Origin of the sequence: uncultured Sphingorhabdus sp. (assembly GCF_937872355.1) — a bacterium.
Classification (GTDB): Bacteria; Pseudomonadota; Alphaproteobacteria; order Sphingomonadales; family Sphingomonadaceae; genus Sphingorhabdus_B.
Genome location: NZ_CALMSV010000149.1, coordinates 1 through 25,419, shown reverse-complemented (window position 1 = coordinate 25,419; position 25,419 = coordinate 1). Strand labels below are relative to the sequence as shown.

Annotated in this window: 27 protein-coding genes, 2 tRNA genes and 1 pseudogene; 16 read left to right on the top strand and 14 right to left on the bottom strand. The window is 59.0% G+C overall.

Annotated elements, in window-relative coordinates; genetic code table 11:
- The first annotated feature begins 162 nt into the window (after positions 1 to 162).
- From Q0239_RS09440 to Q0239_RS09420, 5 genes are all read left to right on the top strand, one after another.
- The gene (locus tag Q0239_RS09440) at positions 163 to 441 is read left to right on the top strand and encodes an integration host factor subunit beta (protein WP_298601743.1); all 279 of its coding nucleotides are present in this window, start codon (positions 163 to 165) and stop codon (positions 439 to 441) included.
- Positions 442 to 506: 65 nt separating this feature from the next.
- A tRNA-Leu gene (locus Q0239_RS09435) sits at positions 507 to 592 on the top strand.
- 57 nt (positions 593 to 649) lie between these two features.
- On the top strand, positions 650 to 2,185 hold the full coding sequence (locus Q0239_RS09430) for an ABC transporter substrate-binding protein (protein WP_298601739.1): 1,536 nt from the start codon (positions 650 to 652) through the stop codon (positions 2,183 to 2,185).
- On the top strand, positions 2,182 to 3,630 hold the full coding sequence (locus Q0239_RS09425) for an ABC transporter substrate-binding protein (protein ID WP_298601736.1): 1,449 nt from the start codon (positions 2,182 to 2,184) through the stop codon (positions 3,628 to 3,630). The genes Q0239_RS09430 and Q0239_RS09425 overlap by 4 nt, the downstream gene beginning before the upstream one ends.
- Positions 3,631 to 3,648: 18 nt before the next feature.
- Entirely contained in the window at positions 3,649 to 4,071 is a 423-nt protein-coding gene (locus Q0239_RS09420) for a DUF4112 domain-containing protein (protein ID WP_298601733.1), read from the top strand.
- Here Q0239_RS09420 and Q0239_RS09415 read toward each other — a convergent pair.
- From Q0239_RS09415 to hisS, 12 genes and pseudogenes are all read right to left on the bottom strand, one after another.
- On the bottom strand, positions 4,068 to 4,808 hold the full coding sequence (locus tag Q0239_RS09415) for a ribonuclease T (protein WP_298601730.1): 741 nt from the start codon (positions 4,806 to 4,808) through the stop codon (positions 4,068 to 4,070). The two genes, Q0239_RS09420 and Q0239_RS09415, sit on opposite strands and share 4 nt — an antisense overlap.
- Entirely contained in the window at positions 4,798 to 5,652 is an 855-nt protein-coding gene (nadC, locus tag Q0239_RS09410; RefSeq protein WP_298601728.1) for a carboxylating nicotinate-nucleotide diphosphorylase, read from the bottom strand. The genes Q0239_RS09415 and nadC overlap by 11 nt, the downstream gene beginning before the upstream one ends.
- Before the next feature lie 17 nt (positions 5,653 to 5,669).
- On the bottom strand, positions 5,670 to 6,029 hold the full coding sequence (locus Q0239_RS09405) for a DUF3592 domain-containing protein (protein ID WP_298601725.1): 360 nt from the start codon (positions 6,027 to 6,029) through the stop codon (positions 5,670 to 5,672).
- Between the two features lie 83 nt (positions 6,030 to 6,112).
- Positions 6,113 to 7,165 (bottom strand): DUF2853 family protein, encoded by a 1,053-nt coding sequence (locus Q0239_RS09400; RefSeq protein WP_298601723.1) that lies wholly within the window; start codon positions 7,163 to 7,165, stop codon positions 6,113 to 6,115.
- A gap of 255 nt (positions 7,166 to 7,420) precedes the next feature.
- On the bottom strand, positions 7,421 to 8,431 hold the full coding sequence (gene nadA / locus Q0239_RS09395) for a quinolinate synthase NadA (protein ID WP_298601720.1): 1,011 nt from the start codon (positions 8,429 to 8,431) through the stop codon (positions 7,421 to 7,423).
- 102 nt (positions 8,432 to 8,533) lie between these two features.
- Entirely contained in the window at positions 8,534 to 9,238 is a 705-nt protein-coding gene (locus Q0239_RS09390) for a DUF4230 domain-containing protein (RefSeq protein ID WP_298601717.1), read from the bottom strand.
- A pseudogene (locus tag Q0239_RS09385) lies at positions 9,220 to 10,131 on the bottom strand (MBL fold metallo-hydrolase). The gene Q0239_RS09390 and the pseudogene Q0239_RS09385 overlap by 19 nt, the downstream one beginning before the upstream one ends.
- Before the next feature lie 100 nt (positions 10,132 to 10,231).
- Positions 10,232 to 11,857 (bottom strand): M56 family metallopeptidase, encoded by a 1,626-nt coding sequence (locus Q0239_RS09380; RefSeq protein WP_298601714.1) that lies wholly within the window; start codon positions 11,855 to 11,857, stop codon positions 10,232 to 10,234.
- On the bottom strand, positions 11,854 to 12,222 hold the full coding sequence (locus Q0239_RS09375; RefSeq protein WP_298601712.1) for a BlaI/MecI/CopY family transcriptional regulator: 369 nt from the start codon (positions 12,220 to 12,222) through the stop codon (positions 11,854 to 11,856). Before Q0239_RS09375 ends, Q0239_RS09380 begins: the two co-directional genes overlap by 4 nt.
- Positions 12,223 to 12,547: 325 nt before the next feature.
- Positions 12,548 to 13,189: a glutathione S-transferase family protein gene (locus tag Q0239_RS09370; protein WP_298601709.1), complete on the bottom strand. Its 642-nt coding sequence runs from the start codon at positions 13,187 to 13,189 to the stop codon at positions 12,548 to 12,550.
- Between the two features lie 174 nt (positions 13,190 to 13,363).
- On the bottom strand, positions 13,364 to 14,443 hold the full coding sequence (gene prfA, locus Q0239_RS09365) for a peptide chain release factor 1 (protein ID WP_298601706.1): 1,080 nt from the start codon (positions 14,441 to 14,443) through the stop codon (positions 13,364 to 13,366).
- On the bottom strand, positions 14,440 to 15,687 hold the full coding sequence (gene hisS / locus Q0239_RS09360; RefSeq protein ID WP_298601703.1) for a histidine--tRNA ligase: 1,248 nt from the start codon (positions 15,685 to 15,687) through the stop codon (positions 14,440 to 14,442). Before hisS ends, prfA begins: the two co-directional genes overlap by 4 nt.
- 116 nt (positions 15,688 to 15,803) lie before the next feature.
- Here hisS and ppa point away from each other — a divergent pair, with 116 nt between their 5' ends.
- From ppa to Q0239_RS09330, 6 genes are all read left to right on the top strand, one after another.
- Complete coding sequence (ppa, locus tag Q0239_RS09355; protein WP_115550482.1) at positions 15,804 to 16,340, top strand: inorganic diphosphatase; 537 nt, start codon at positions 15,804 to 15,806, stop codon at positions 16,338 to 16,340.
- Positions 16,337 to 16,648, top strand: a complete 312-nt coding sequence (locus Q0239_RS09350; protein ID WP_298601700.1) for a hypothetical protein — start codon at positions 16,337 to 16,339, stop codon at positions 16,646 to 16,648. The genes ppa and Q0239_RS09350 overlap by 4 nt, the downstream gene beginning before the upstream one ends.
- Positions 16,649 to 17,019: 371 nt before the next feature.
- Complete coding sequence (locus tag Q0239_RS09345; protein ID WP_298601697.1) at positions 17,020 to 17,670, top strand: energy transducer TonB; 651 nt, start codon at positions 17,020 to 17,022, stop codon at positions 17,668 to 17,670.
- 81 nt (positions 17,671 to 17,751) lie between these two features.
- Complete coding sequence (locus tag Q0239_RS09340; RefSeq protein WP_298601694.1) at positions 17,752 to 18,168, top strand: hypothetical protein; 417 nt, start codon at positions 17,752 to 17,754, stop codon at positions 18,166 to 18,168.
- 14 nt (positions 18,169 to 18,182) lie between these two features.
- Positions 18,183 to 19,163, top strand: coding sequence for a bifunctional diaminohydroxyphosphoribosylaminopyrimidine deaminase/5-amino-6-(5-phosphoribosylamino)uracil reductase RibD (gene ribD, locus Q0239_RS09335; protein WP_298601761.1), 981 nt, complete (start codon positions 18,183 to 18,185; stop codon positions 19,161 to 19,163).
- The gene (locus Q0239_RS09330) at positions 19,148 to 19,756 is read left to right on the top strand and encodes a riboflavin synthase (protein WP_298601691.1); all 609 of its coding nucleotides are present in this window, start codon (positions 19,148 to 19,150) and stop codon (positions 19,754 to 19,756) included. Before ribD ends, Q0239_RS09330 begins: the two co-directional genes overlap by 16 nt.
- 57 nt (positions 19,757 to 19,813) lie before the next feature.
- Here Q0239_RS09330 and Q0239_RS09325 read toward each other — a convergent pair whose 3' ends face one another.
- Positions 19,814 to 20,563, bottom strand: a complete 750-nt coding sequence (locus Q0239_RS09325; protein WP_298601688.1) for a DUF1134 domain-containing protein — start codon at positions 20,561 to 20,563, stop codon at positions 19,814 to 19,816.
- A gap of 172 nt (positions 20,564 to 20,735) precedes the next feature.
- Between Q0239_RS09325 and Q0239_RS09320 the strand changes: the two genes are divergently transcribed.
- Positions 20,736 to 20,828 (top strand) — tRNA-Ser (locus Q0239_RS09320).
- A gap of 30 nt (positions 20,829 to 20,858) precedes the next feature.
- Here Q0239_RS09320 and Q0239_RS09315 read toward each other — a convergent pair.
- The gene (locus Q0239_RS09315) at positions 20,859 to 21,503 is read right to left on the bottom strand and encodes a TetR/AcrR family transcriptional regulator (protein WP_298601686.1); all 645 of its coding nucleotides are present in this window, start codon (positions 21,501 to 21,503) and stop codon (positions 20,859 to 20,861) included.
- Between the two features lie 78 nt (positions 21,504 to 21,581).
- On the opposite strand from Q0239_RS09315, the gene Q0239_RS09310 reads away from it, so the two are divergent.
- The 4 genes from Q0239_RS09310 to Q0239_RS09295 are packed head-to-tail and all read left to right on the top strand — an operon-like array spanning position 21,582 to position 25,388.
- Positions 21,582 to 22,610 carry a phosphotransferase family protein gene (locus Q0239_RS09310; protein WP_298601684.1) on the top strand — a complete coding sequence of 343 codons (1,029 nt, stop codon included), beginning with the start codon at positions 21,582 to 21,584 and terminating at the stop codon, positions 22,608 to 22,610.
- An 11-nt stretch (positions 22,611 to 22,621) separates the two neighbouring features.
- The gene (locus Q0239_RS09305) at positions 22,622 to 23,359 is read left to right on the top strand and encodes an SDR family NAD(P)-dependent oxidoreductase (protein WP_298601681.1); all 738 of its coding nucleotides are present in this window, start codon (positions 22,622 to 22,624) and stop codon (positions 23,357 to 23,359) included.
- Positions 23,360 to 23,371: 12 nt separating this feature from the next.
- The gene (locus tag Q0239_RS09300; protein WP_298601678.1) at positions 23,372 to 24,598 is read left to right on the top strand and encodes an acyl-CoA dehydrogenase family protein; all 1,227 of its coding nucleotides are present in this window, start codon (positions 23,372 to 23,374) and stop codon (positions 24,596 to 24,598) included.
- Positions 24,599 to 24,608: 10 nt separating this feature from the next.
- Positions 24,609 to 25,388 (top strand): SDR family oxidoreductase, encoded by a 780-nt coding sequence (locus Q0239_RS09295; protein WP_298601675.1) that lies wholly within the window; start codon positions 24,609 to 24,611, stop codon positions 25,386 to 25,388.
- Positions 25,389 to 25,419: the final 31 nt, after the last annotated feature.

The window sequence follows — 25,419 nt, the reverse complement described above, 5'->3', positions numbered from 1 at the left end:
AATCAGGGGCTGTTCCGTTATGGAACGGCCCCTTTTTTATTGCCTATGCGATTTTACATATTGAGATAAGGCCATTGTAAGCGCGCCACTTTTCTGTCACCATCAGACATGTTGAGGGGCAAAACCGAGTCTTAGGGCCGGTTTGTTTTGGAGGCATATGCCATGATCCGATCTGAACTGGTCAAAAAACTCGAAGCTGAAAACCCGGGCCTAACCGGCGAAGAGGTTGAGCGCATCGTCGACCTGTTCTTCAACCAGATTATCCAGCGCCTCGCCGAAGGTGGACGCGTCGAAATTCGCGGCTTTGGCGCCTTTTCAACCCGATCGCGCAACCCGCGCAAGGGTCGCAACCCGCGCACCGGCGATGCTGTCGATGTTCCGGCGAAGCGCGTGCCCTATTTCAAGCCGGGCAAAGAAATCCGCGAGCGCCTTAACAAATAACAATCGCAGTTTTTGACAATAGATGTCTGGCATCGCGGCCTTCGCTGTGCCATGCGCCTTTCTGTGCGGACGTGGCGAAACCGGTAGACGCAACAGACTTAAAATCTGTCGCCCTTTGGGCGTGCGGGTTCAAGTCCCGCCGTCCGCACCAACCCTTCCCTGCGAATGCAGAGTTGCCCTGAAGCGGGCCACCGCCTAGTCTTGCAAAATGCGTTGGCTTGCCCCGTTCCTTGTCTTTTGGCTTCTCTCCTGTGGCGGTGAAAATACAGGGAAAGGCGGCGAAGGAGATGCCATTGTCCGGCTGATGGAGGCTGATTCCCGTGGACTTGATCCGCAATTGGTTTCCGATCTGGCCTCTACCCGCATCGCTGCCGACCTGTTCGAGGGGCTTACGCGCTTCGACGCAAAGGGACAGGCCGAAGCCGGTTTAGCGCAAAGTTGGCAAACCAGCATAGATGGCCGCCTCTGGACGTTTCGCCTGCATCCCGGCCTTCGTTTTTCCGACGGCCAACCGCTAACGGCAAAAGTGTTCGAGCAGGCATTCCGCCGTATTCAGGACAAACGCAGCGGATCGCCCCATGGGCCCCTGTTCGGCGTGATCGAAACAATCAATACCTCTGATGCGCGAACGGTCGTCGTTCGACTCCACACCCCATTCCCGCAACTGCCCGCACTACTGGCCCATCCAGCGATGGCGGCACTACCCTTTCACCGGATAGAGGCGGCGGGAGAGAAATGGGCGGCCGAACGACCTCTGGTAACGAGCGGGGCGTATCGCTTGACCGAATGGCGCTTGAGCCAGCAGCTGACCATTGAAGCCAATCCTGAATGGCACGGCGGAACGCCCAGGACGCAGCGCGTAATCTGGAAACCGATGGAAAATCTGAACTCCGCCATGCGATTGGTGCTTGCCGGTGGTGCAGATATCGGCAGCGAATATACCCCGGGCAGACATCACTGGTTACGCGAGCATCATCGGGATATCGCCAGAAATGCGCCTTTCCTTGGCACCTATTATTTCGCCTTCAACACGAGAAAGCCGCCATTCGATGATGTCAGGGTGCGACGGGCGCTTTCGATGGCGATTGACCGCGAATGGATCGCCTCGAAGATGGTCGACGCCGGCAACCTGCCCGCCTGGGGCCTGCTGCCGCCGGGGCTTGACGGGGGACAAAGCTTCAAACCGGAATGGGCAACACTATCGCAAAAAGCTCGCATCGAGCGCGCTCGGAAATTGTTGGGACAGGCTGGTTATGGCCGTGGTCATCCGCTTCGGTTTGAAATCCGCTTCAACAGCTCGACCGAGCATCGGCGCGCGGCCGTAGCGATGGCAACGATGTGGCGCGAACTTGGGGTAGAGGCCAAGTTGCTCAACAGCGAAGCGAGCCTGCATTTCGACAGCCTGAAGCGCGCCGATTTCGAATTGGCGCGTTCAGGCTGGATTGCCGACTTGCCTGCACCCGAAAACTTCCTCGCGGTCCATTTGAGCGATAGCGGCCCGCAAAATTATTCGGGCTATGCCAATCCAGACTATGATCGCGCCGTCGATCTGGCCATGGCCGAACCTGATCCAAAGCGCCGTGCAGGGTTGATGCGCGAGGCGGAAAGGATATTGATAGCCGATATGCCAATCCTGCCACTATACTTCTACGCATCACGTTCGCTGGTAAGCCCGAAAGTCCGCGGTTGGCAGGATAATCCCGGCAATATCCACCCCAGCCGAACTCTGTGGAAAGTGCTATGACGCGCGCCTTTGCCATTTTGGGCGCGCTCCTGGCGTTGTCCGCCTGTTCGGACGGTATCGACAACAACCGTCTCCGGGTGGATGTTATCGAAGACAGTCCACGGGAAATCACGGTTGGACGCATGCCGCTGTCACCAGCGTCTGCCTATTTGCGCAACGCGACCGCGCAGGGACTTGTCGCCTTCGATGCCGAAGGTCGCGTCGTTCCGGCGCTGGCGTCGCGTTGGATTGTTACTGACGACGATAAGGGCTATATTTTCCGACTGCAAAAAACCCGGTGGAACAATGGGCGCGAGGTGCGTTCCGACGAAGTTGCCGCCGCGTTGAAGGTCAGAGTCGCCGAACTGAGTCGGTCACGCTTTAGCGATGAACTGGCAAAGATCGACAGGATATTGCCGATGACAGGCAAGGTCGTCGAGATCCGGTTGAATGCACCTGTTCCAAACCTGCTCGAACTGCTGGCACAGCCGGAATTCGGGATGATCCACAGGGCTAACGGCTCTGGCCCGATGATCGCCGAGCGGATTGCGGGTAACCTACAATTGCGCAACAGAACCGATGAGCTAGACGGCACTATCGCTCTGGATGAAAAGCGGGTCATCCTCGCGGCGCATTCGCCTTCGCGGGCATTGGCCCGCTTTGCAGTCGGGCAGAGTGACCTTGTATTGAACGGTCGTTTCGAACATCTTCCTTTGCTGACAGCGACAGAGGGCAATGAGGCTGGCACGCGGTTCGATGCCGTTCCCGGACTGTTTGGCCTTTTGGTAACGGGTGACGGGCCGTTCCTCTCCAACGTTGCCAATCGCGAGGCGATCGCCATGGCGATCGACCGGCCCCGCCTTTTGACCTCATTTGGCATTACCGATTGGCGGGGGACGATTGCGTTATCCCCGGAAGCCCTGACCAATCGCGAACAATTGCCACGCCCCGAATGGGCAAGCCAAAATGTTCAGGAACGCAAAGCGAGCGCACGCTCGACCATCGCCGCATGGGAGGGGTCCAATGGTCCCGTTCGCACCCTGCGAATCGCCATGCCGCGCGGTACGGGCAGCCGAATTCTCTTTGCACGCATGCGCAGTGATCTGGCCGCCATCGGACTTGAAGTGGAACGGGTAACCAATGCCCAGCCCGCCGATCTGGTCCTAATTGATCGGGTCGCTGACATATCAAGTCCGGGATGGTATTTGGACCAGATGTCGTGTCGGGCAACGCCGATTTGCAGCGAACAGGCCGACCGGCTACTCGATGAAGCCCGCACTGCTTCAACGCGCGAAGAACGTATTCGCTTGTGGGGGGAGGCTGAGCGCGAACTGATCGCTACCCGCAACTACATTCCCATTGCCAATCCGGTGCGCTGGTCGCTGGTTCGTGACGGACTGTTGGGCTTCGCACAGAACCCGCGCGGATGGCATCCCTTGCAATATCTGGGGCGCGACCCGACATAAGCGAGATAAGGAGGCGCTATGCCCATTTCGCAAAACCAGTTTGAAGAGCTTGCCAAGACCTTGCCCGGTATGGGAACCGACCCACATTCGGTGCGTCAGCGCGTGGAAGCGCTGGAAAAACTGCTCGAACGCGGTTTTGTCATACCGGGCACCAAAATCCCCTTCGGCCTGGATTCTGTCGTAGGACTGGTCCCGGTCATTGGCGACCTGATTACTGCTGCCATGGGGGCCTATATGGTCTGGGAAGCGCGCAATCTGGGCATGTCAAAATGGCAACTGGTGCGCATGACCGCCAATGTCGGAATCGATACTGCGCTGGGTGCCATTCCGCTTGTGGGCGACGCATTTGATTTCATCTGGCGATCGAACAGCAAGAATCTGCGCATCATCCGCAAACATCTTGACAAACATCATCCAGGCACGCGGATCATAGAGGGTTAACTGCCGCGCCAGATTTTGATCTGTGCATTGCTCGGTGCCCCTCTCACAAAGGCTGGGCAGACGCGTGGCTTGAATTTTTTATTGAGGCAGATGTGCACCTCTTCGAGCCAGCCTCTCCGGTTGGTCTTGACTTTGATTGCCGTCTCCGAAAGCCCGTCATTGTTGAGCGCAAATTCCTCGGCCAGGCGGGCAACCGTCAATGTACCCTCCTTTTCACTCTGACGGGACATACGATCCATGTCGGGAAACTCCATCGCATCGAACAACAACCGCGCGGCGCCAAAATAGGTTTCGGGCTTGCGCGCCATGCAGGTACCATGTTTGGCCCATTCGTGCTGGAGCAACTGGACCGAGGGCGTCATGCAGATGTTTTGCTGCACGACTGCCCGAGACAGCGGTTCCGCCTTACGGCACCACTGCGGATAGTTTGGGCCCTTGGCTTCAGGCCATAGCCCGTGCAGGACAAAGCCAAATTCTCCCATCGACTTGTCACATTGCAGCGCATCAGCGGGATTATCCTCCCGCCCACGGCAATGTTCACGGCTCCAACTGAGCGCAAGGATATAGCCGTCGACAGCTGTGCGCCGTATCTCTCCCGGCTTGGCAAATTCCGGCACCGGACGCGGAAGGCTGGCAGGTGGGCGACACTGCCAAGCCTGTGCGAGCGCCGGTTCATGCGGCGTAGACGTGGCAAGCAATGCGAGCGCCGGCAGCGCCAGCACGAACCTAGACCACATCGAAATCCAGCCCGATATCAGCAGCCGGTGCACTCTGGGTTAGGCGGCCAACCGAAATGAAGGTCACGCCAGTCTCGGCTTTGGCGCGAATGGTTTCGAGCGTCACACCCCCGCTCGCTTCGGTCGGTACGCGACCATCGACCAATTTTACCGCCGCTTTCAATTCCTCAACATCCATATTGTCGAGCAACAAATGCGTCGCCCCGGCTGCCAACCCCGGCTCAATCTGTTCAATCCGGTCAACCTCCAGGATGATGCGTTCGACACCCGCATCTTTGGCACGGCGTACAGCCTCCGCAACACCGCCTGCCACCGCGACATGATTATCCTTGATCATCGCGGCATCCCAAAGCCCCATGCGGTGATTGGTCGCCCCGCCCATCCGTGTCGCGTATTTTTCGAGCACACGCAGGCCGGGTATCGTCTTGCGCGTATCAAGTAATGTGCAGCCAGTCCCGCGAATTGCCATCACATAGCGCCGTGTCATCGTTGCGATACCTGAGAGATGTTGCACCGTGTTGAGCGCCGAGCGTTCCGCAGTCAGCATCGCGCGGGCCTTGCCGCGAATCCGCATCAGGTCCGCACCTGCCTCCAAACCATGGCCCTCATGCGCCAGCATTTCGATTTCGATATCGGGGTCGAGATGTTTGAAAAAGGCAGCGGCAATGGGAAGCCCAGCGACAACGATAGCATCGCGGCTGTCCATAACCCCAGCGAAGCGCATGTCCGCTGGAATTACGCTTTCAGAAGTCACATCGCGACCGGTGGGCCCCAGATCTTCAGCGAGCGTCGCGCCAACGAAGGCAGCCAGATCAAAGCCGGGCAGGTTGAAAGCTATGTGCATGGTTTTCGCTATTTCCTCTATTTGCGTTTCGCCAGCGCCTCACGCGCCAGATCGACCAGCCAGGCTGGCGCACTGACGCCCGGATTGTCGGGCAGACAGATGAGAGCAATTTCGCTCCCTTCCTCATACTCGGCCCATTTCCCGATACTCACCGAAGCGGCACGGCGATATTCCCGGCCATCGGGGCCGGTGTAGGTAAAGGAAAGCCGACGACTCCTGCTTCCCGAGATATCTGCATTTCCGGCGCGGAATTTACGCACAATGCGTCCCGTGACCGGTATTCCACGCCGTGCCAGCTCACCAAATTGTCGACCGCGCCAGACGCCAAAGCCGACAAAGGCTGCGACCAGAAGCAGGACAGGAACAATCAAAGTCATGCGCTGACCATAGTCCCGATTTGTGCAAAGAAAAGGGGCGGCCACCTCTGTAGCCGCCCCTCATTGTCATTATCGTGATTGCCTTACTGGACAGTCACCTCGACCCGGCGCGCGGCGGTGTTGTCGCCCGACATGTCGGTTGTATCACTCGGTTTGACCAGATCGATGGCTGTCGCCGGAATGCCAACAGCTTCCAGCGCCTTGCCAACGCCCTGTGCCCTCTTTTTCGAGATTTCCGCGTTGACGGTTGCATTGCCGGTCGGGTCGTTATAGCCCGAAACCGCCAGCTTCGCCGTCGGATTTGCATCGAGATAGGCCTTCACCTTTGTGGCTGCCGCCGCGAGGTCATTGGTAACATCCGATTTGCCGCTGTCGAAATAGACCGTCAGCTTGGGTCTGCCAGCAACATCCGCAGCAACCACACCCGCACCTTCCGGAATGGCAGCTGTTGCCGCTGCGTCGCCTGCTGAGGCATCGGCATCTTCGCCACCAGTTGCTTCGGTCGTCATCCTGTCATCCACCGGAGCGGTTGCCTCCGGCGAGCAACTGCGCATCAGGAAGAAGAGCAGCAGGGCGAGCAAAGCCGCGAGCAAAAGCCATTTGAGCCAGCCGAGGCCACCGCCGCCAGTGTCTTCATCCTCATAAGTCGATGCCGCATAGGCAGGAGCGGCCGCAGCAGGCGCTAGTTCAGGGGCAGGAGGCGGGGTCGCAACAACCGGTTCCAGTTCCGCTGCAGCAGCTGTCGCCGCTGTTCCCGCCACACCAGCTGCGCCCAATCCGGCTACGGCAGCAAGCGGTGCGGCAGATGCACTTGACCCGCCAAAGACGCTAAGCAGACCGAAATGTTCAGCAAGCAGATAGTAAACCGTGACGCGGTTTTTCGTCCGGTCTTCCTTCATCCGGTCACCAACTGCAGCGATTGCACTGTCGAGCTCGGCATCGCTATTGGTGAGGCCAAGCTTTTTCTTCAGAAAGTTTTCACGAACTCGGCCGGTTTCTTTGGTGTCCGAAAATGCCACCAGCGAACTGTCGCGATTCTGTAAGGCAATGCCGCAATATCGCACAATCGCCTTCACTACGGTCTCGTCTGCATCCGCGACATATTTGCGGACATCTGCCAACCAGTCTTCTGCCATAAACGCTTCCTTCCATGCCTTGTGCCACTTGCCTGCGGCACGATTTAGACCTGCATGGCAAAATGCCACACCTCAGGTTCGAGAAAAGCACGAAGCCTATTTGGCCAGAGCCCAAACGCAAGCGGCGACCAACCGCGCGACTCCAATTTTGCAAATTTATACAATGATTTTCGGGTGAAAGCGAATCGAGTTTGTGCCCCTAGTGAGGGCATGCTGAAGACCCTGAGCGGCGGCCTAGCCGGGCGTCGCGCAAGTTCAGGCCTTGGGAAAAGCCAGATCCTTACGGCCCAAATCGCCCTGCCCAACAGTCTTCGAGGCCATTTCCAGCATGCGGTCGAGACTCTTCTTGGCCGCCAGCCGGACGCCTTCGTCCAGCTCAATCTGCGGCTTCAAGTCGCGCAAGGCGAGGTAGAGCTTTTCCAGCGTGTTGAGCGCCATATAGGGGCAGATATTGCACGCGCAGTTTCCATCCGCACCCGGTGCGCCGATGAAGTTCTTCTCCGGCAGCGCCTTTTGCATCTGGTGGATGATGTGCGGCTCGGTTGCGATAATTACCGTGTCACCGGGCACTTCCTTGGCATATTTCAATATACCGCTAGTCGAACCAACATAATCGGCATGGTCGATGATATGCGGCGGACATTCGGGGTGCGCCGCGACGGGCGCGCCGGGATATTGCGCCTTGAGCTTCAAGAGTTCAGTTTCGCTAAACGCCTCATGCACGATGCAGACGCCAGGCCAGAGCAGCATTTCGCGGCCGAATTTGCGGCTCAGATAGCCACCCAGATGCCGGTCGGGGCCGAAGATGATTTTCTGTTCCTTGGGTATCTGCGCCAGAATGGTTTCAGCGCTGCTGCTGGTGACAATTATGTCTGAGAGCGCCTTCACTTCGGCCGAGCAGTTTATATAGGTGAGCGCGATATGGTCCGGATGCGCGTCGCGGAAGGCCTTGAACCGGCCCGGCGGACAGGCATCTTCGAGGCTGCACCCGGCCGCCATATCGGGAAGTATCACTGTCTTTTGGGGCGAAAGTATCTTCGCGGTTTCAGCCATGAACTTGACCCCGCAAAAGGCGATGACATCGGCATCGGTTTCCGCCGCGCGACGCGAAAGCTCCAAACTATCACCCACAAAATCGGCCAAGTCCTGTATCTCGGGCTTCTGATAATAGTGCGCGAGGATGACGGCGTTGCGATCCTTCTTCAGCCGGTTGATTTCGGCGAGCAAGTCTAGGCCGGATAGGTTTTCACGGACGGGCGCGTTCATTTTCTAACTCCATTCTCCACTCCCGATTAAGGAAGGTTGAGGTCGGGCTGTTTCGCTTTTGCATATGCCCACCTAGGACCGCGCCCGCAAGCAGCAGGGGAATTATTTGACAATCTCTTCTAGCGGTGTCGATTCATCCCAGCGGGTGGTCACATCACCGCCAAGTTCATCGGCGAAATAAGCTTCAACCTTGGCGTTCAGCCCTGCCGCTCGCAAGGGCGCATCGAAATTCTGCTTGATTGCGCGCTTGAACGCCTCGCGTGCCAGCTTCATCGGCACCGGACCGTTGGCCTGCCTTGTTAATTCGGCAAGTCCTTTGTCGCGATTGGCATCATCAAGTACGTCGTCCACATCAGTGAACGCCCGCAATATGCCGTTCTCGCCATATTCTTGAACGGTTTTGAGGTCGATCTGCGGCGGCGCGGTTTCTATCGGCGGGATTTTAACGCGCAACGTGCCGGTGTCGGCATCCCAACGGACGTCCTTCTCTCTCAACTTCGCGAGATCCACCTCGTAACGCACCAAACCTTGCATGATCAGCGTCTTTTTCGCCGAAAGGCCAAAGCGGCGCTGTTCGCTGGTGACTACCGCAGCATAGTTGGCGGCAAAAGCGGAAAGGCGGTTCTGTTCGCGCAATCCCTGCAGGCTGACACTGGCCACCGTTTCCGGCGCCGGGCCATCACGCAAACTGCGGAACCCGTCTATCGCCCACCAGATGGCAAGGATGAACAGGATCGGGGTGGCGAGCGCGGCGCCGCGCATCGCCCAACTGCGCAGCTCGTTCTGGCTCAGGCTGCCAACTGCCATGCCTCACCATCCAGCACCACACGGCCCTGCTTTTCAAGATCGACCAGATGCGCGAGCACCGAGCGGCCAGCCGCGCCCTTAAGACGCTCGTCGAGGCCTTTGTACATTTCGGTGACCATATCGGGAATGATCCGAGCCCCCTGCTCGCGCAGGCCCAAGATCTACCGCTCGCGCATGCGCCGGTGGCCGATCATGCCGCGCACCAACTGCCGGGGATTGTCGACCGCCGGCCCATGCGCAGGATAATAGACGCGATCTTCGCGGTCATAGAGCTTTTGCAGCGAAGCCATATAGGCAGACATGTCGCCATCGGGCGGGGAGACAACGCTGGTCGACCATTTCATCACATGGTCGCCGGTGAACAACGCCCCGCTTTCGAGCAATGCGTAGCAAAGATGGTTGGGGGTGGGCCCGGGGGTCGCAACCGCCTCGACTGTCCAGCCCTCACCGGAGATCCGCTCACCATCGGCGAGTATCCGATCGGGGGCATAATCAGGGTCAAAAGCGCTATCGGCGCGCGGGCCATCGTCCGCAATCGAAAGCGGTGCGCAGCCAATGATTGGAGCCCCCGTCAGCGCCTTGAGGGGCGCCGCAGCGGGCGAGTGGTCGCGATGCGTGTGGGTGCAGAGGATGGCGGTGATCTTCGCGTCGCCCACGGCACGCAGGATCGCCTCGACATGGCCTTCACCATTCATGTCCTTGGGATCGCCGATGCTGAGCCCGCTCCCCGCAGGGCCCGGATCGATAACGGCAATTTCATTTCCCGCGCCGACAAGCCAGGTTTGGGTGCCCGTGAAGGTGTAAGGCGAAGGATTGGGCGCCAACACGCGCCGAACCAACGACTCATGCTGTTCGGTTTCGCCTGCGTAAATACTGTCGGGCCAGTCGCTCATACCCGCCTATATGGTGACGGACAGGCAAGGGGGCAATGGAAAAGGGGTGGATCATACGACCCACCCCTCAGATGTTTTCATGTAGCTAATGCAAATCTGATCAGGCGTCGCCGCTGGCCTCGGGCGCGTTTTTCAGTTCACGCTCCAGCTGCTCGATATTTTCCTGAAGGCTTTTCAGGACATCCTTGCGTACCGATTCGGGCATATCTGCGTCACGCTTGATGCTCTCGCGGGCTTCTTTGAGGCCTTGAATAGCATGGGTGCGGGCCATCTTCGCATGAGCCTCGGCGCAAATGGCGATTTTGACATGCGCCTTTTTATCACCGTCCATACCCTCGATATTGGTTGTCACTAACTCGCCGTCATTGCATTTGAACTGCACCTTGCGCATTTCGACGGTGGGTGCGCCAGGGGGTGCTGGAGGCATTGGAGGCATCACCACTTCATCAACAACGAAATGCATGTAATCTGCACCAGAGGGGTCGGCCAGCTTGCCGTCCTTGTCGACGCGAACGACCATAGCGGTCTTCTTCTCACCATCAGCATGCTGCCATTCGGCCTTGGCGCGGGAAGCTTCTGCTTCTGCGACCATCTTGGCGACATCGGTTTCACTTAATTCTTTGTTCGAACGCAAAATGATCGTTTTTCCGTCTTTCTCGATCTTTTTGACAAAAGGCGTTTCGGTGTCGCCCGAAACATCGACAGTTACATCCTTTCCGTCGACATTCTTTACGACGATCACCTTGTGTTTGCGGACTTCAACCGTCTTTTCTCCTTCGGAACCTGCGGGCGCCGGTTGGTCTTCGGCAAACACGGGCACAACAGTTGCGGTCAATGGCAGGGCAACGATGGCCGCTGCCAGGATCGCCAGCTTGCCGGTCAATCGACGACCTTTGCTGGTCTCATTCATCATCAGTCTCCTCAATCTCTGAATTATTGTTTTGGGGTTGTTAAGCGCCATTGCAAAAGCCGGCAGCCCTTCGGTGGCAGTGCGCGCGAGGGCGCGGCCATAGCTTTGGCGCGTGGAGGCATCGGCACCAGCGACAACGCGGGCATCACATGCTGCCTCCTGATCGAAACGGAACGCGCTCCAGGCCATCCAGGCGAGTGGGTTGAACCACATCAGGCACAGGAAGATGAAGGCCGCCATGTTGGCGAATAGGTCTCCGCCACGATGGTGCGCCAGTTCATGCGCCAGAGCCAGTTCGCGCTCGCGGGGCGAAAAGGTGCGCGTGAATTCGCGCGGAACAGCGACGTAGCGTTTGAAAAGACCGAATGCGAGCGGGCCGGGTATGCGGTCGGTCTGGATGACACGGATTCCATCGAGCTGATCGATTTCGACCGCATCGCTCAGCAATTCTTCGCGCATCGCTGTGTAGCGGAACATCTGGATTATGAAGAGCAACGCCGCCCCGCCCAGCCAGAGCGACAGTCCGACGACCGACCAATCGATCGTCATACCGGTTACCGGAGACACCGGTGCATTTGCCGTCACCGTCGTGAGTGCGGCTTCGCGCACGGTTTCAACAATCGCTGCGTCGACCGGTACCGCAGGAGCGGAGACTTCCTGCGTCAGCGTCGGCATGAACAGTCTCGCCGCAGGCAAAGCCCACAGGAAATAGGCCGTGCCCGCGCCGAAATGGCGTGCCACAGGAGCTCGGATCAAAAGCACCAGCAGCAGCAACGCGCTGGTCGCAAGCAATGTATCGCTCAGCCACTCCGTCATGATTTCATCTCCCTCAGCAGCTTTTCGATTTGGGCAATTTCATCGTCGCTCAGGCTCTGCTGTTCGGCAAGGTGCGCGACCAGCGGCATCAGCTTGCCGCCGAAAAAGCGGTCGACGAGGCGGCGCGATTCGCGCGTGACATAGGCTTCGCGCTGCACCAGCGGCGAATAGAGAAAGCGGCGGCCGTCGAGATGATGGCCGACCGCTTCCTTCGCGACGAGGCGCGACAGCAAGGTCTTCACTGTCGCCAAAGACCAGTCGCGCTGGCGGGCCACCCTGCCGGCAACATCGGTGGCGGTCAGGGGCGCTTCCTCCCAAAGCACTTCCATCACTGCCAACTCTGCTTCACTGATACGTTCGGACATCCAGAATCACCTTACCTATGTTGCCTCATATTCGACTACAGGCGTAGTCATATCGATTACGGATGTAAACCACCGCTTCGACGAACGACATCGGCGAACGGACAAATGGCTGGGGAAAAGCGTCAAATTGTCGGCGATTTTTACAGCGCGAAGAAAGTTAATTTCGCTGAAACCAACTAAGTAATTGTTTTACTGGCATGATGTAAAACTGGCACGGGCACTGCATATAGATATATGTTCAACACCCACACGCCATGGACGGGTTGGTTGCTTATCTGGTCTCGCACCAACCCGTCCCGGCACTTCCTGAAATTGCAATTTGAGCTTAGTCGGCCAACCCGTGCTTAGGATCAGCGCTGGCAATTGCTGACGGCATGGCGGCAACCTTGTCGCGCCACGCCTTTAGGTGCGCAGCATCGTCAGGGATTGGCTGCCCCACCATTGCGCCAAATTCGACCCAGCAGAAGAGTGATATATCGGCGAGCGTGAAACTGTCCCCTGCGACAAAAGCCTGCCGGCTCAAAAGTTCGTCGGCCTGCCGCATACCATCCTGCGCATAGGCCTTGTTGCCCGGCGCAGCCTCGGGAACGCACAGCATGCGGTTCTCGAACATCGGAAGGCCCTCGGCGCTTCGGAAGCCGTTCATCATCGGGCTGCCGATGCTGTAATCGATATGGCGGATAGCGGCGCGAACGGCAGCGCGCGCTTCCGGAGTCGCCCCCACCAACGGATTTTCGGGAAAACGCTCGTCGAGATAGTCGCAAATCACCGTCGCTTCGGAAATCAGGCTGCCATCATCGAGTTCGAGGACGGGAATGCCACCACGTGGATGTTTTTTCAGCCATTCACCCTGCCGGTTTTCACCTGCACGAATATCGACAAACGCACGGTCAATCTTGAGACCTTTTTCGGCAAGGTAGAAGAGGACAACACGGGGGTTGGGGCCAACTGACTGGTATAATTTCATTGTTCTACTCTCCTCCAGCGAACTAAAATCTACTTCATGATGGTCCTACACCAAGCCGTAGTGCTGAGCCTGTCGGTGCCGCAGGCGGTGCAAAGCACCAACCACGCCCAGCAGACAAGCGCCCTTCGACAGGCTCAGGGCTATGGTGATGTTTAAACGTGATGCCATCATGATTTAACCGGCATCCATCCCCGCCAGTCGCGCAGACTGGTCCTCGGCTATCAACGCGTCAACCATTTCGGCGAGCCCTGCGCCTTCCAATATTTCGGGCAGCTTGTGCAGCGTCAGGTTGATGCGATGGTCGGTGACGCGGCCTTGCGGGAAATTATAGGTGCGGATGCGCTCGCTGCGGTCGCCTGACCCAACCATTGCCTTGCGCGCCTCGGCCTCGGCCCCCTGCGCCTCTTCGCGTTCCTTTTCATAGATGCGGGCGCGCAGCACCTGCATCGCCTTTTCCTTATTCTTGTGCTGGCTGCGCCCGTCCTGGCAGGTGACGACGATGCCGGTCGGCGCGTGGGTGATGCGCACCGCGCTATCGGTGGTGTTCACATGCTGCCCGCCCGCACCCGACGCGCGATAGACGTCGATCTTCAGGTCCCTGTCCTCGATATGGACATCGACCTCGGTCGGTTCAGGTAGCACCGCAACGGTCGCCGCGCTGGTATGGATGCGGCCGCCGCTTTCGGTCACCGGCACACGCTGTACCCGGTGCACGCCGCTTTCGAATTTCAGCTTGGCAAAAACGCCCGCACCCGAAACCGCGGCGACGATTTCCTTGAACCCGCCCACGTCAGATGCGCTCATCGAGATCGGCTCGACCTTCCAGCCCTGCGCCTGCGCATAGCGTTCATACATGCGGTAAAGATCGCCCGCGAACAACGCCGCCTCATCCCCGCCAGTGCCTGCGCGGATTTCGAGCATCGCCGAACGCTGGTCGGCAACATCGCGGGGGAGGAGGAGGATGGCAAGGTCATGCTCCCCCGCCTCGATCCGTTCGCATACGCCATCGATTTCCTCGGCGGCCATGGCTTTGAGGTCAGCATCGTCGCCCGACAGCATTTCCTCTAGCCCCGCCAGTTCGTCACGAAGCCCACGCAGTGCAGCGGCGGCTTTGGCGACCGGCTCGAGCTCCGAATATTCTTTCGACGCCTGCACAAAGGCATCGCCCTCCAGCGTACCAGAGGCCATCCGCGCCTCAAGCTCGGCAAAGCGCGCCTCGATCTGCGCGATGCGTTGGGGGGAGATGGCGGTCATTTTTGGCTGGCAAACGTTTCGGCAATTTCATTCACTGCCAACAGCTCTTCACAAATATTAGCTGATTGCGATCGAAATGAAATCACCCCGTCCGAAGCGTTTAAGGCTACGAGTACCTTCGCCCAAACCTTCGTCGCTTTATCGTAACGTTTGCGAGGAGAGCCGGAAGCGATCATTTCGGCGGACAATTGACGTCGCCTCAACGCCGCAAGCAACTTGATCGCCGCAGGAATAGCAACGTCATCCTCAACCGCGATGATCACTGAAAGAGGGAGGGCCTGGGGCGAATCAATCAACATTGCTAACCGCTCGATCCCCGCAGCCCAACCTACTGCAGGCGTTGCAGGCCCACCCAGATTTTCGATCAGCCCGTCATAGCGCCCACCACCCAACACGGTGCCTTGTGCGCCCAACCTGTCAGTGGTGAATTCAAAGGCCGTGTGGCGATAATAATCGAGGCCGCGCACCAGCTTTGCATTGCGCGTCCAGGCCACGCCGGCCGCATCCAGCCCGGCAGTCACAGCTCCAAAAAAGTCCTGCGCCTCGCCGCTCAAAAATTCATCGATCTTGGGCGCGGCATGGGCGACGCCGCGATCATCGGGGTCTTTGCTATCGAGGATGCGCAGCGGGTTCTTTTCCAGTCGCGACAGGCTGTCTTCCGAGAGGACATCCTTATGATCGTTGAAATAGGTGATCAGCGCCGCGCGCCAGGCATCGCGGCTGGCTGCATCCCCCAGCGTATTCAATTCCAGCGTCACACCTTCCTTGATGCCCAGTTCGTGCAGCAACTGGTCGGCCATCACCAGCAGTTCAACATCCGCCGCCGGTTCGGCCGCGCCGATGATTTCAGCGTCGATCTGATGGAACTGGCGATAGCGGCCCTTTTGCGGGCGTTCATAGCGGAACAGGGGCCCGTGCGCGGTTACCTTCATCGGTGCATGCTGCTGCCAGCCATTGGTGAGGTAGGCACGCGCAATCCCGGCAGTAAATTCGGGGCGCAGCGTGATCGAATCCCCACCGCGATCCTCGAACGTGTACATTTCCTTCGACACGACATCGGTCGCCTCACCCAGACTGCGCGCAAAGACCGCGGTCGGCTCGATCACCGGCAGTTGCAGCCCCTTGAACCCATAAAGCCGCCGCACGCGTTCAAAGGTGGAGACGACATGCGCGAACCGCTCTTCGGTTTCGCCATACATATCCTGTGTGCCGCGCACGGGCTGGGGGGTCTGAATCTTTGCCATATCGCGCGCGTCCCTAGCGGGTTTTGTGATATGGGGGAATAGGCCGCTATTCAGCCTTCCGTAAGCCGCAATATTCGACTAGGGGCCGCGCCAAACAACCATAAAGGCCTACTCCCATGCGTATCGACCTCATCCCCGCTGGCGACAACCCGCCCGAAAGCCTCAACGTCCTCATCGAAGTTCCTATCGGCGGCGAACCGGTGAAATATGAATTCGACAAGGCATCGGGCGCGCTGTTCGTCGACCGGTTCCTGCACACCCCGATGCGCTATCCCGCCAATTATGGCTTCGTACCGCACACGCTGGGTGAGGATGGCGATCCGCTCGATGCGCTCGTCGTGGCGCGTTCACCGATTGTTGCGGGTGCCGTAGTGAAATGCAGACCGGTAGGCGTGCTGTTGATGGAAGACGACAAGGGCGGCGATGAAAAGCTGCTGTGCGTGCCTGTGAACACCACCTTCCCTTATTATGCCGACGTCGTGACCTATAAGGACATGCCGCCGATCGTGCTGCAGCAGATCGAGCATTTCTTCACGCACTATAAGGATCTGGAACCCGGCAAATGGGCCAAGCTCAATGGCTGGGGCGATGTCGATGATGCCAAGCGCATCATCATCGAATGCGTCGAGCGCGCGAAGGAACATGGCGTATGAAGGCCGCATTGCTCGTTCCCGTCGTTGCTTTGACCCTTGCAGGTTGCGCCACGCCGGAAACGCGCATCCGCACGGCGTTGACCGATGCCGGACTATCCAAACCCATAGCAGGCTGCATGGCTGACCGTATGGTGGACCGGCTGTCGCTGTTTCAGCTCAACAAGTTGAATGGCCTCAAAAAGCTGCAAGGCAAGAAGGCCAGCCAGATCACCATCGAGGAATTCGTCAAGCGCACCAAGGCGCTGCAGGATCCAGAGATATTGGGCGTGGTGAGTTCATCTGGCGTTATCTGCGCGATCAAGGCTTAGAACTTTTATTTCACGCAGAGGCGCAGAGTTCGCAAAGAACTCTGACTGCGGCGCGCAGCGCCACTCATTTCATCACGCAAAGACGCGAAGACGCAAAGATGGCGATGTGCCAATCTAACCGCTTCGCGTCTTTGCGTCTTTGCGTGAAACGAAAATAGGCGCTCGCGCGCCGTTCGAAACTCTGCGATCTCTGCGCCTCTGCGTGAAGCCTATCCCGGTTTTTCCGAAATCCACTGCGTTGTAAATTCTCTACACCTGCAATTGACATTGTCATGTTATGTTGTATCATTAACTCGCGACTATCGGCCCGGATTGGCTGATTCGCACTTGCTCCGGGCCGGTAGCCGCAAAGCTGCAGGAGAGGAGCTGCAATGAGTTACGCAACCGAAAACAAACGCCCCAACCCCATGAGCATGGCGCTTGCCATCGGGGTGAATGGCAGCATCATCTTGGCGGTCGCGCTGTCGCCGGTGATTGTTGAAGAGTTCAAACGCGATCCGTTTGAAGGGCGGAGCATCCCTGTCGAACCGCTTCGTCCAGAAGTGGACGAGAAGAAGCCGGACACCGACACCAAGCCGCTTGATCCGGTTTATGCTCCGGACCCGATTATCAAAGAGATACCCAAAGATCCCGTTGCCATTCGCACGGGGTACGAGGAGACGAAAGGCAGTGTCGTCGCTGAAGGTAATGGCACAGGCGAAACCCTGATCAACGATCCGCCCGCAGATCCGCCAGCGATTTTCAAGGCAGCAACCCGCGATCCACGCTTTGCCCGCGATTTCCAGCCGGATTATCCGGCAAACCTGCTGCAGCGCGAGATTGAAGGAACCGCCACGGTCCGCGTGCTAATTGGCACTGACGGGCGGGTGCGCGAGGCGCAGGTGGTGCGTGCGACCCATCCCGACTTTGGCAAGGCAACGGTGAAGCAGGCACTAAAAGCTTGGCGCTTCAAGCCCGCCACCCGCAGTGATGTCGCGGTTGAGGATTGGCAGACGCTGAGTGGGCGTTTCACGATTGATTGATGTCGGCAAACTCCCCTCCCGCTTGTGGGAGGGGAATCATCCCCACTGGAATTCTACCTCCGCAATCCCTACACAGGCGCCATGAGTTTCTTTCAGGATGCATCGCTCAAGGGCGGCGTGGCCGACCTGTTCGGCTATATGCGCGAGCAGCGGGGCGGACGGCTGTTGATCTTGCTGCTCGCCTGCGTACCGACCGCGACCATCGTCGCTATGTTCTATTTCGACGCGAGGGACAAAGCGACCCGGCCGCCGCCGACCGTCACCTATTTTGAAAGCTGGCCCGCCGACCGCTCGGTCGAGGAGAGCCTCGCCGCGATCCGCGAATATCAGAAGAAAAAGGACGCGATGCGTGCCCGCGAACGCGAAGCCTATAAGGCCTTGGGCAGTGCCGTGGGCATGGATGTAGAGACACTCGATGCGGAAGCGCAGAAAGACGAAGCCGAACGCCGCGCCAAGGCCGAGGCAGACATCGCCGCACGCGTAGGGGCATCGAAATAGCCGTCGAAGCCGAAATTTCTGGCGAAGACCGGCGCTGGCTTTCCGCCGCAATCGCGCTTGCCGAACGCGGCAAGGGGCGGACGGGCAACAACCCCTCGGTCGGCTGCATTATCGTCAAGGACGGTATCGTCATCGGGCGCGGCTGGACACAAGCCGGTGGCCGCCCGCATGCCGAGGCGGTTGCGCTCGAACAAGCCGGAAGCAAAGCGGTAGGCGCGACAGTCTATGTCAGCCTGGAGCCCTGCGCACATGAAAGCTCGCGAGGTCCGGCTTGCACAGACACCCTCATTGCCGCCAAGCCCGCCCGCGTCGTCGGCGCGCTGACCGATCCCGATCCCCGCACCGCAGGCAAGGGTTTTGTCCGGCTGGAAGCTGTGGGCATCATGGTCGAACGCGATGCGATGGCGACGGAAGCACGGGCTGGCCTTGCCGGTTTCGTCACCCGCATGACCAAAGGCCGCCCGCATGTCACGCTCAAGCTGGCAACCTCACTCGATGGCTGTATCGCGATGGCGGATGGCAGCAGTCGCTGGATCACGGGTGAAGCGGCACGCGCGCACGCCCATCTCGAACGCGCCCGGAGCGATGCAATACTGGTCGGCGCTGGCACGGTCCGCGCAGATGCGCCAAGGTTGGATGTGCGTTTGTCGGGGCTCGAAAGCCGCAGCCCCCGGCGCATCATGCTCGGCAGCGGCGACGCACCTGAGGGGTGGGAAGTCATCCGCACTCCGCAAGATATCGCCTCGCTCGATTGCAACAGCCTGATCGTCGAAGGCGGCGCGATGACCGCCAGCGCCTTCCTGCGCGCGGGGCTGGTCGATCGGCTGATGCTGTATCGCGCGCCTGTCCTGATAGGAGATGGTAAGCCCTGCCTTGGGAATATCGGACTCGCAGACCTTGCAGCGGCGCATGGCAGCTGGCAGCTTTCGGATACGCGGATGCTTGGCAACAACCGGTTTGAAGTCTACGAGGCCATCCCATGTTCACAGGCATAGTCACCGACATCGGAACCATCACCACCGCCGAGCAACGCGGCGACCTGCGGCTTGTCATCAGTTGCGGCTATGACATGGGCGGCGTCGACCTGGGCGCGTCGATTGCCTGTTCGGGCTGCTGCCTGACCGTGGTCGATAAAGGCGCAGACTGGTTCGCGGTCGATGCCTCGGCCGAAACCGTAAGCAAGACCGCCAGCGGAATGTGGACGCAAGGCCGACGCCTCAACCTTGAACGCGCATTGAAGGTGGGCGACGAACTGGGCGGGCATATCGTCACCGGCCATGTCGACGGCGTCGGTGAGGTGTTGTCTGTCGAACCCGTTGGCGATTCGCATAAGGTAACGATTGCGGCTCCAGCTGCGCTCGCGCCGTACATTGCCGAGAAAGGCTCGATCACGGTCGACGGCGTCTCGCTGACGGTCAACAGCGTGATCGACGCGAGCGACGGCCATGCACATTTCACACTCAACATCATCCCGCACACCTGGGATGTGACCACGCTGGCAGAGCTGGCAGCCGGGCGGGTCGTGAATCTCGAGATCGACGTCCTAGTGCGCTATCTGAAGCGCATGGAGGAAGTCCGCGCTAAATAAAAAAAGGGCGTCCCGAAGGACGCCCATTAGCCCCTATTTGGTGCGACCCCGGGGGGCTTAAAATGGCAGCCAGCGCTGCTTCTTGGAAAACTTCATATAGCCGACATTGGCCCCGAGCCGCAGCCCGGCACCTACACGGATCGGGATGAGGACGATATCGCCGCGCCGCAGGTAGCTCGCGTTAAAACCGCCCACCAAATAGGCAACGCCCTCGCCAGAAGGGAAGCGGCGGTACAGATCTTCGGTATCGTAGAGATTATAGACCAGTACAAAGGTGCTGCCCGCATTGGCACCCGCATCGAAACCAATCGAAGGGCCGGTCCAGTAAACCGGTTTCTCGCCCTCAACCTTGTGGTGCAGCGTACCCGAGCCATAGCGCAGACCCACAACCAGTGCGCCACCACCCTCGCGGCCAACAATATAGCCGTTGGGCCTGCCCTGCTTTTTGAGGATATCTTCCATCAGCTTGCCGAGCCCCTCGGCGCCCTTTCCGAAGACACCTTCAGCCGCGCCGATAAGGTCATCTTCCTGATAGGTGGATGGATCGCCTGCAGGCGGAACGGTGGCAGGCACAGCCGTGCTTTCCATTCCCGGCGATACCGTTGTATCACCTTCTATCGGTGGGTCGGTGGGTATGTCTGTAGCCGGCGGCGTTTCAACCTTAGGTGGCGTTCCCAGATCGGCGTCGATGGCGTCATTGGGGTCGACGGTCTGGATTTGTGCACTGGCGGGTAATCCAGCCAGCAGCAATGCGGCAAATGCAAGCGCCAGACGGCTCCCGAATTTTTGTAGGGACAGGCCAGTCATAAGTCGCAATCCTCCATATTCATGTGAAAGGTTAACGACCCGCGTAAGGGGCGCACAATGAACCGGCGATGAGTCGAGTCGCTTTCGCGCCCAAGCGAGTCAAATTTCACGTTGTAATAGGCATTGCAGCCCGGGTGCTTGCTCGCTATAGGCCCCCGACGCCAATCGCGCAGGAGACGTGGGTGAGTGGCTGAAACCAACGGTTTGCTAAACCGTCGTACTGGTAAATCCGGTACCGAGGGTTCGAATCCCTCCGTCTCCGCCATTTCATCCAAAGCTGCCGCTGACTTTGGTCCTAGCGAAATGGGGCCTCGATCATTGCGGCGATAACCTTTGCCGCATGTTTCAGCGTCGCGCCCGATTGCCACATGCGGTGTGGGCGGGATTTGTTTGACAACTCGCTTTCCCGCGATGCCAGAATGGCACCCAAAGTGGACCCCAGAAAAACAAAGCGCTCATTCTTTTTCGCTGCCGGCATTTCGGGCATCAGTCGGCGCAGGTGATCAAGACAACGCTGGTATCCAGTGTTCCAACGCCCCTCGAGCGCCTCCATGAAAAAGGCACGATGCGAAAGTCCCAGCAGCGTGAAAAAGCGGCTGAAGCTTTCATCGCCGGGATTTGCTTCGGGATCGAGCGAGGTTTCGATCATCCCTTCGATCACTTCGGTGACATTATGCGGTCCGCCATTCGCCTCGCAAGCGTCGAGCCATGCAATACGGCGAACATCGATCGCGCGAGCTCCGTCGACTATCAGCTCACGAACCAGCGCCTCTTTCGAGCCGAAATAATAGCCAACCACGGCGTGGTTTTTCTGCCCGGCAGCCTCGGCAATCTGGCGCACGGTGACACCGTCGATTCCCTTTTCCGCAAATAGCCGCAGGGCAACTGCCTTCAGATGTTCTGCCGCATCGCTACGTGGTTTCGGAGCCGTACTTGCCATAATCTCAGGCTAGGCTTGACTCATAATTACGTCAACCGCATTATCCATTTGGATAAATGGGAGAGGATTCGTGAGGATATGATCGACGGAGTCGATCTTGCAGCGCTTGAAAAGTGGATGGACGGGCAAAGGCTTGGAGAGGGGCCGATTGTCGAGGCCACCACATTGGCAGGCGGCACACAGAACATTTTGCTGCGGTTCAGCAGGTCTGGCCGCTCCTATGTCTTGCGCCGCCCGCCACCCGTTTTGCGCGCCAATTCGAACGAAACCATGCGCCGTGAGGCTCGTGCGCTGGCCGCACTCAAGGGCAGCGACGTTCCGCACCCCGAACTGATCGCGGCCTGCCCAGAGGAGGATGTGATCGGGGCATCTTTTTACCTGATGGAGCCGATTGAAGGTTTCAACGCAACGCAGGGGTTGCCTGCGCTTCACGCAAGCGACGCTGCGATCCGGCACCGCATGGGGCTGGCGATGGTGGAAGCTATCGCAGCGCTCAGCCAGGTGGATTATCGCGCCGTCGGGCTGGAAGGCTTCGGCAAGCTCGACAACTGGATCGAGCGGCAAGTCGGGCGCTGGGCTTCACAACTAGCCAGCTATGCGGAAATGCCGGGTTGGACCGGGCCCGATGCGATACCCGGCGTCGCAAAGGTCGCCGAATGGCTCGATGCACATCGCCCAAAGAACTTTCAGCCCGGCATTATCCATGGCGATTTCCATTTCGCCAATGTGCTGTTCCGCAACGATAGCGGTGAATTGGCGGCGGTGGTCGATTGGGAATTGTGCACTTTAGGCGACCCGTTGCTCGATCTTGGCTGGCTGGTCGCAACATGGCCCGAAAATGACAACCCGCACGCGACCGACGTGGCGATCACGCCATGGGAGGGCTTTGCCAGCCCCGACGAACTGGTCGCGCATTATGCGGCGCTGACCGATCGTGATCTTACAGACTTTGACTGGTACGCGGTCCTCGCCTGCTACAAACTCGGCATCATCCTCGAAGGCACGCATGCGCGCGCTTGCGCAGGCAAAGCGCCGCGCGAAACCGGCGACCGGTTGCATGCCCACACCATCCACCTCTTTGAACGTGCGCTGCGGCGCATAAGCTGAAAGGATAACCCATGACCAACGACACCGATTTTACCGGCAAACATGTGCTGGTCGTCGGCGGCTCCAGCGGGATCGGCAACGGCATTGCACATGGTTTTCGCGAGCGCGGGGCCAAGGTGCATGTCTGGGGCACCCGCGCGAACGCAGCCGAATATGACCCGGCCGATGGCTCGGACCTGAGCGGGCTGGGCTATACCTGCGTTGATGTCAGCAATCCCGACGCGATCGAAGCGGCAGCCGCCCCCTTTGGCACCCTCGACGTGCTCGTGCTGTGCCAAGGAACAGTCGTCTATAAACGCGGTGAATTTGAGCGGCCCGGCTGGGATCATGTGATGGCAGTCAATCTGGACAGCCTGATGCACATTTCGCGCAAATTCAAACCGCAACTGCTCGACAGCAAGGGCAGCGTCATCATCGTCAGTTCGATTTCGGGGCTGAAGGCCAATATCGGCAACCCGGCCTATGCCGCCTCCAAGGCAGGTGCGATCAGCCTCACGAAGACACTGGGGCAGGCTTGGGGCCCCGAAGGCATCCGCGTTAACGGCCTCGCCCCCGGCCTTGTCGATACCAAGCTGACCAAGATAACCACGCAAAGCCCCGAAAGGCTCGCCGGCGCGCTCGCCAATATCCCTCAACGCCGCATGGGCCTGCCTGCTGACATGGCAGGCGCAGCCATTTTCCTAGCATCCCCGCTCGCATCATATGTCACTGGTCATACGCTGATCGTCGATGGCGGGCTTTCCCTCTGAAAGGACTTTCCCATGGATTTCGAACATAGCGACAAGGTCAAAGGGCTGTTGGCCCAAATTCAAGCTTTCATGGACGAGCATGTCTATCCGAATGAGGAAGACTATCACCGTTTCGTGACCGATCCGGCCAATATCTGGAAAGAATGGCCGAAGATGGAGGATCTGAAGGCCAAGGCGAAGGCATTGGATCTTTGGAACCTGTTCCTGCCGCATGAATATGGCGAATTCTCGCCCGGCCTGACCAATCTGGAATATGCGCCGATTGCCGAACTGCTCGGCCGCGTTCCCTGGTCGAGCCAGGTGTTCAACTGCTCCGCACCCGACACCGGCAATATGGAAGTGTTGGCCAAATATGGCTCGCCCGAACAGCAGGGAAAATGGCTCAAGCCGCTGCTCAACGGTGAAATCCGCTCTGCCTATGTGATGACCGAGCCACAAGTCGCCTCCTCCGATGCGACCAACATCCGCACGGAGATTCGCCGCGACGGCGACACTTACGTGATCAACGGCCGCAAATGGTGGACCTCCGGCGCCCCCGACAAGCGCGCGAAGATCGCCATCGTGATGGGGCGCACCGATCCATCAGCGCCGCGCCACGCCCAGCATTCGCAAATCCTGGTTGAACCCAGTACGCCGGGCATCACCATCGTTCGCAACCAGACAGTGTTCGGTTCGCATAACTCGCCGGGCGGTGAATCCGAACTGCGTTTTGAAAATGTCCGTGTTCCCAAGGGCAATCTGATCCTCGGCGAAGGCCGCGGATTTGAAATTGCGCAGGGCCGCCTCGGGCCCGGCCGCATCCACCACTGCATGCGATCGATTGGACAGGCACAGCGCGCGCTTGAGATCATGGCGCGCCGCGTCGACAGCCGCGTTGCGTTCGGCAAGAAACTCGCCGACCAGTCTTCGATCCGGCAGGATATCGCCAAAAGCTTTTGCGAGATCGAAATGTCACGCTTGCTGACGCTGAAGGCCGCAGATGCAATGGACCGCTATGGCAACAAGGTGGCAAAAGACCTTATTGCCGCGATCAAGGTGGTCGCTCCGCAAATGGCGCAGACCGTTTGCGATCGCGCGATCCAGGCGCATGGCGGGATGGGCGTGTCTGACGATACGCCGATAGCGCGCTTCTTCACCCTGAACCGCTTTGTGCGCATCGCCGATGGCCCGGATGAGGTTCATATGAGCCAGCTCGGCAAGGCGAAGATCAAGGAATATGTTGCGATGAACGAGCGTTGAGGAGGGATTGATGGCATCGCTTTTTGACCTGACCGGCAAAGTCGCGCTCGTCACCGGAGGCAATAACGGCATCGGCCTTGGCATGGCCGATGGCCTTGCCGCTCATGGGGCGACGGTAGTCATCTGGGGCACCAATGGCGAACGCAATGCAGAGGCAGCCGAAAAGCTGCGCGTGCATGGCGGCGAGGTTCGTTCGGCACAAATCGATGTGTCGGACGAAGCCGCCGTCGCCAAGGGCGTGGCGGATGTCATCGCCGAATTCGGGCGGCTTGATCAGGCGATTGCCAATGCCGGCATTTCGATCTCGCGCAAGAGCCTGTTCGACATCAGCGTCGAGGATTTCCGCAAGATTGAGGAAGTGAACATTCACGGCGTGCTCTTCACCCTGCGCGAAGCGGCCAGGCATATGGTCGAGCGGCACAAGGCGGGGGACGGTGGTGGCTCATTGGTTGCGATTTCCTCAACCTCGGCGATCCACGGCGCGGCGCGCAACGAACATTATGCCGCGACCAAGGGCGCGGTCGTTGCGATGGCGCGGGCGATGGCAGTCGAATTTGCCCGTTATGGCATCAGCGTGAACAGCGTGCTGCCGGGCTGGACGCGCTCGGGCATGACCGCAGGCCTGCAGGAATGGGACAAGTTCAACGAAGCGGTGATCAGCCGCGTACCGACCGGCGACTGGCTCGATGGCTCCGATTTCGCGGCCATCGCGGTCTATCTCGCCAGTCGGGGTTCGCGCAACCACACCGGCGACACCATCGTCATCGACGGGGGCTACACCATCTACTGAGGTTCGCGAGGGAGAGAGCGATGGGCAGGAT

Bases quoted from the DNA above. Each gene is read 5' to 3' on its own strand.
- Q0239_RS09440 (WP_298601743.1), top strand. From the start codon at position 163: ATGATCCGATCTGAACTGGTCAAAAAACTCGAAGCTGAAAACCCGGGC.
- Q0239_RS09430 (WP_298601739.1), top strand. From the start codon at position 650: ATGCGTTGGCTTGCCCCGTTCCTTGTCTTTTGGCTTCTCTCCTGTGGC.
- Q0239_RS09425 (WP_298601736.1), top strand. From the start codon at position 2,182: ATGACGCGCGCCTTTGCCATTTTGGGCGCGCTCCTGGCGTTGTCCGCC.
- Q0239_RS09420 (WP_298601733.1), top strand. From the start codon at position 3,649: ATGCCCATTTCGCAAAACCAGTTTGAAGAGCTTGCCAAGACCTTGCCC.
- Q0239_RS09415 (WP_298601730.1), bottom strand. From the start codon at position 4,808: ATGTGGTCTAGGTTCGTGCTGGCGCTGCCGGCGCTCGCATTGCTTGCC.
- nadC (WP_298601728.1), bottom strand. From the start codon at position 5,652: ATGCACATAGCTTTCAACCTGCCCGGCTTTGATCTGGCTGCCTTCGTT.
- Q0239_RS09405 (WP_298601725.1), bottom strand. From the start codon at position 6,029: ATGACTTTGATTGTTCCTGTCCTGCTTCTGGTCGCAGCCTTTGTCGGC.
- Q0239_RS09400 (WP_298601723.1), bottom strand. From the start codon at position 7,165: ATGGCAGAAGACTGGTTGGCAGATGTCCGCAAATATGTCGCGGATGCA.
- nadA (WP_298601720.1), bottom strand. From the start codon at position 8,431: ATGAACGCGCCCGTCCGTGAAAACCTATCCGGCCTAGACTTGCTCGCC.
- Q0239_RS09390 (WP_298601717.1), bottom strand. From the start codon at position 9,238: ATGGCAGTTGGCAGCCTGAGCCAGAACGAGCTGCGCAGTTGGGCGATG.
- Q0239_RS09380 (WP_298601714.1), bottom strand. From the start codon at position 11,857: ATGACGGAGTGGCTGAGCGATACATTGCTTGCGACCAGCGCGTTGCTG.
- Q0239_RS09375 (WP_298601712.1), bottom strand. From the start codon at position 12,222: ATGTCCGAACGTATCAGTGAAGCAGAGTTGGCAGTGATGGAAGTGCTT.
- Q0239_RS09370 (WP_298601709.1), bottom strand. From the start codon at position 13,189: ATGAAATTATACCAGTCAGTTGGCCCCAACCCCCGTGTTGTCCTCTTC.
- prfA (WP_298601706.1), bottom strand. From the start codon at position 14,443: ATGACCGCCATCTCCCCCCAACGCATCGCGCAGATCGAGGCGCGCTTT.
- hisS (WP_298601703.1), bottom strand. From the start codon at position 15,687: ATGGCAAAGATTCAGACCCCCCAGCCCGTGCGCGGCACACAGGATATG.
- ppa (WP_115550482.1), top strand. From the start codon at position 15,804: ATGCGTATCGACCTCATCCCCGCTGGCGACAACCCGCCCGAAAGCCTC.
- Q0239_RS09350 (WP_298601700.1), top strand. From the start codon at position 16,337: ATGAAGGCCGCATTGCTCGTTCCCGTCGTTGCTTTGACCCTTGCAGGT.
- Q0239_RS09345 (WP_298601697.1), top strand. From the start codon at position 17,020: ATGAGTTACGCAACCGAAAACAAACGCCCCAACCCCATGAGCATGGCG.
- Q0239_RS09340 (WP_298601694.1), top strand. From the start codon at position 17,752: ATGAGTTTCTTTCAGGATGCATCGCTCAAGGGCGGCGTGGCCGACCTG.
- Q0239_RS09330 (WP_298601691.1), top strand. From the start codon at position 19,148: ATGTTCACAGGCATAGTCACCGACATCGGAACCATCACCACCGCCGAG.
- Q0239_RS09325 (WP_298601688.1), bottom strand. From the start codon at position 20,563: ATGACTGGCCTGTCCCTACAAAAATTCGGGAGCCGTCTGGCGCTTGCA.
- Q0239_RS09315 (WP_298601686.1), bottom strand. From the start codon at position 21,503: ATGGCAAGTACGGCTCCGAAACCACGTAGCGATGCGGCAGAACATCTG.
- Q0239_RS09310 (WP_298601684.1), top strand. From the start codon at position 21,582: ATGATCGACGGAGTCGATCTTGCAGCGCTTGAAAAGTGGATGGACGGG.
- Q0239_RS09305 (WP_298601681.1), top strand. From the start codon at position 22,622: ATGACCAACGACACCGATTTTACCGGCAAACATGTGCTGGTCGTCGGC.
- Q0239_RS09300 (WP_298601678.1), top strand. From the start codon at position 23,372: ATGGATTTCGAACATAGCGACAAGGTCAAAGGGCTGTTGGCCCAAATT.
- Q0239_RS09295 (WP_298601675.1), top strand. From the start codon at position 24,609: ATGGCATCGCTTTTTGACCTGACCGGCAAAGTCGCGCTCGTCACCGGA.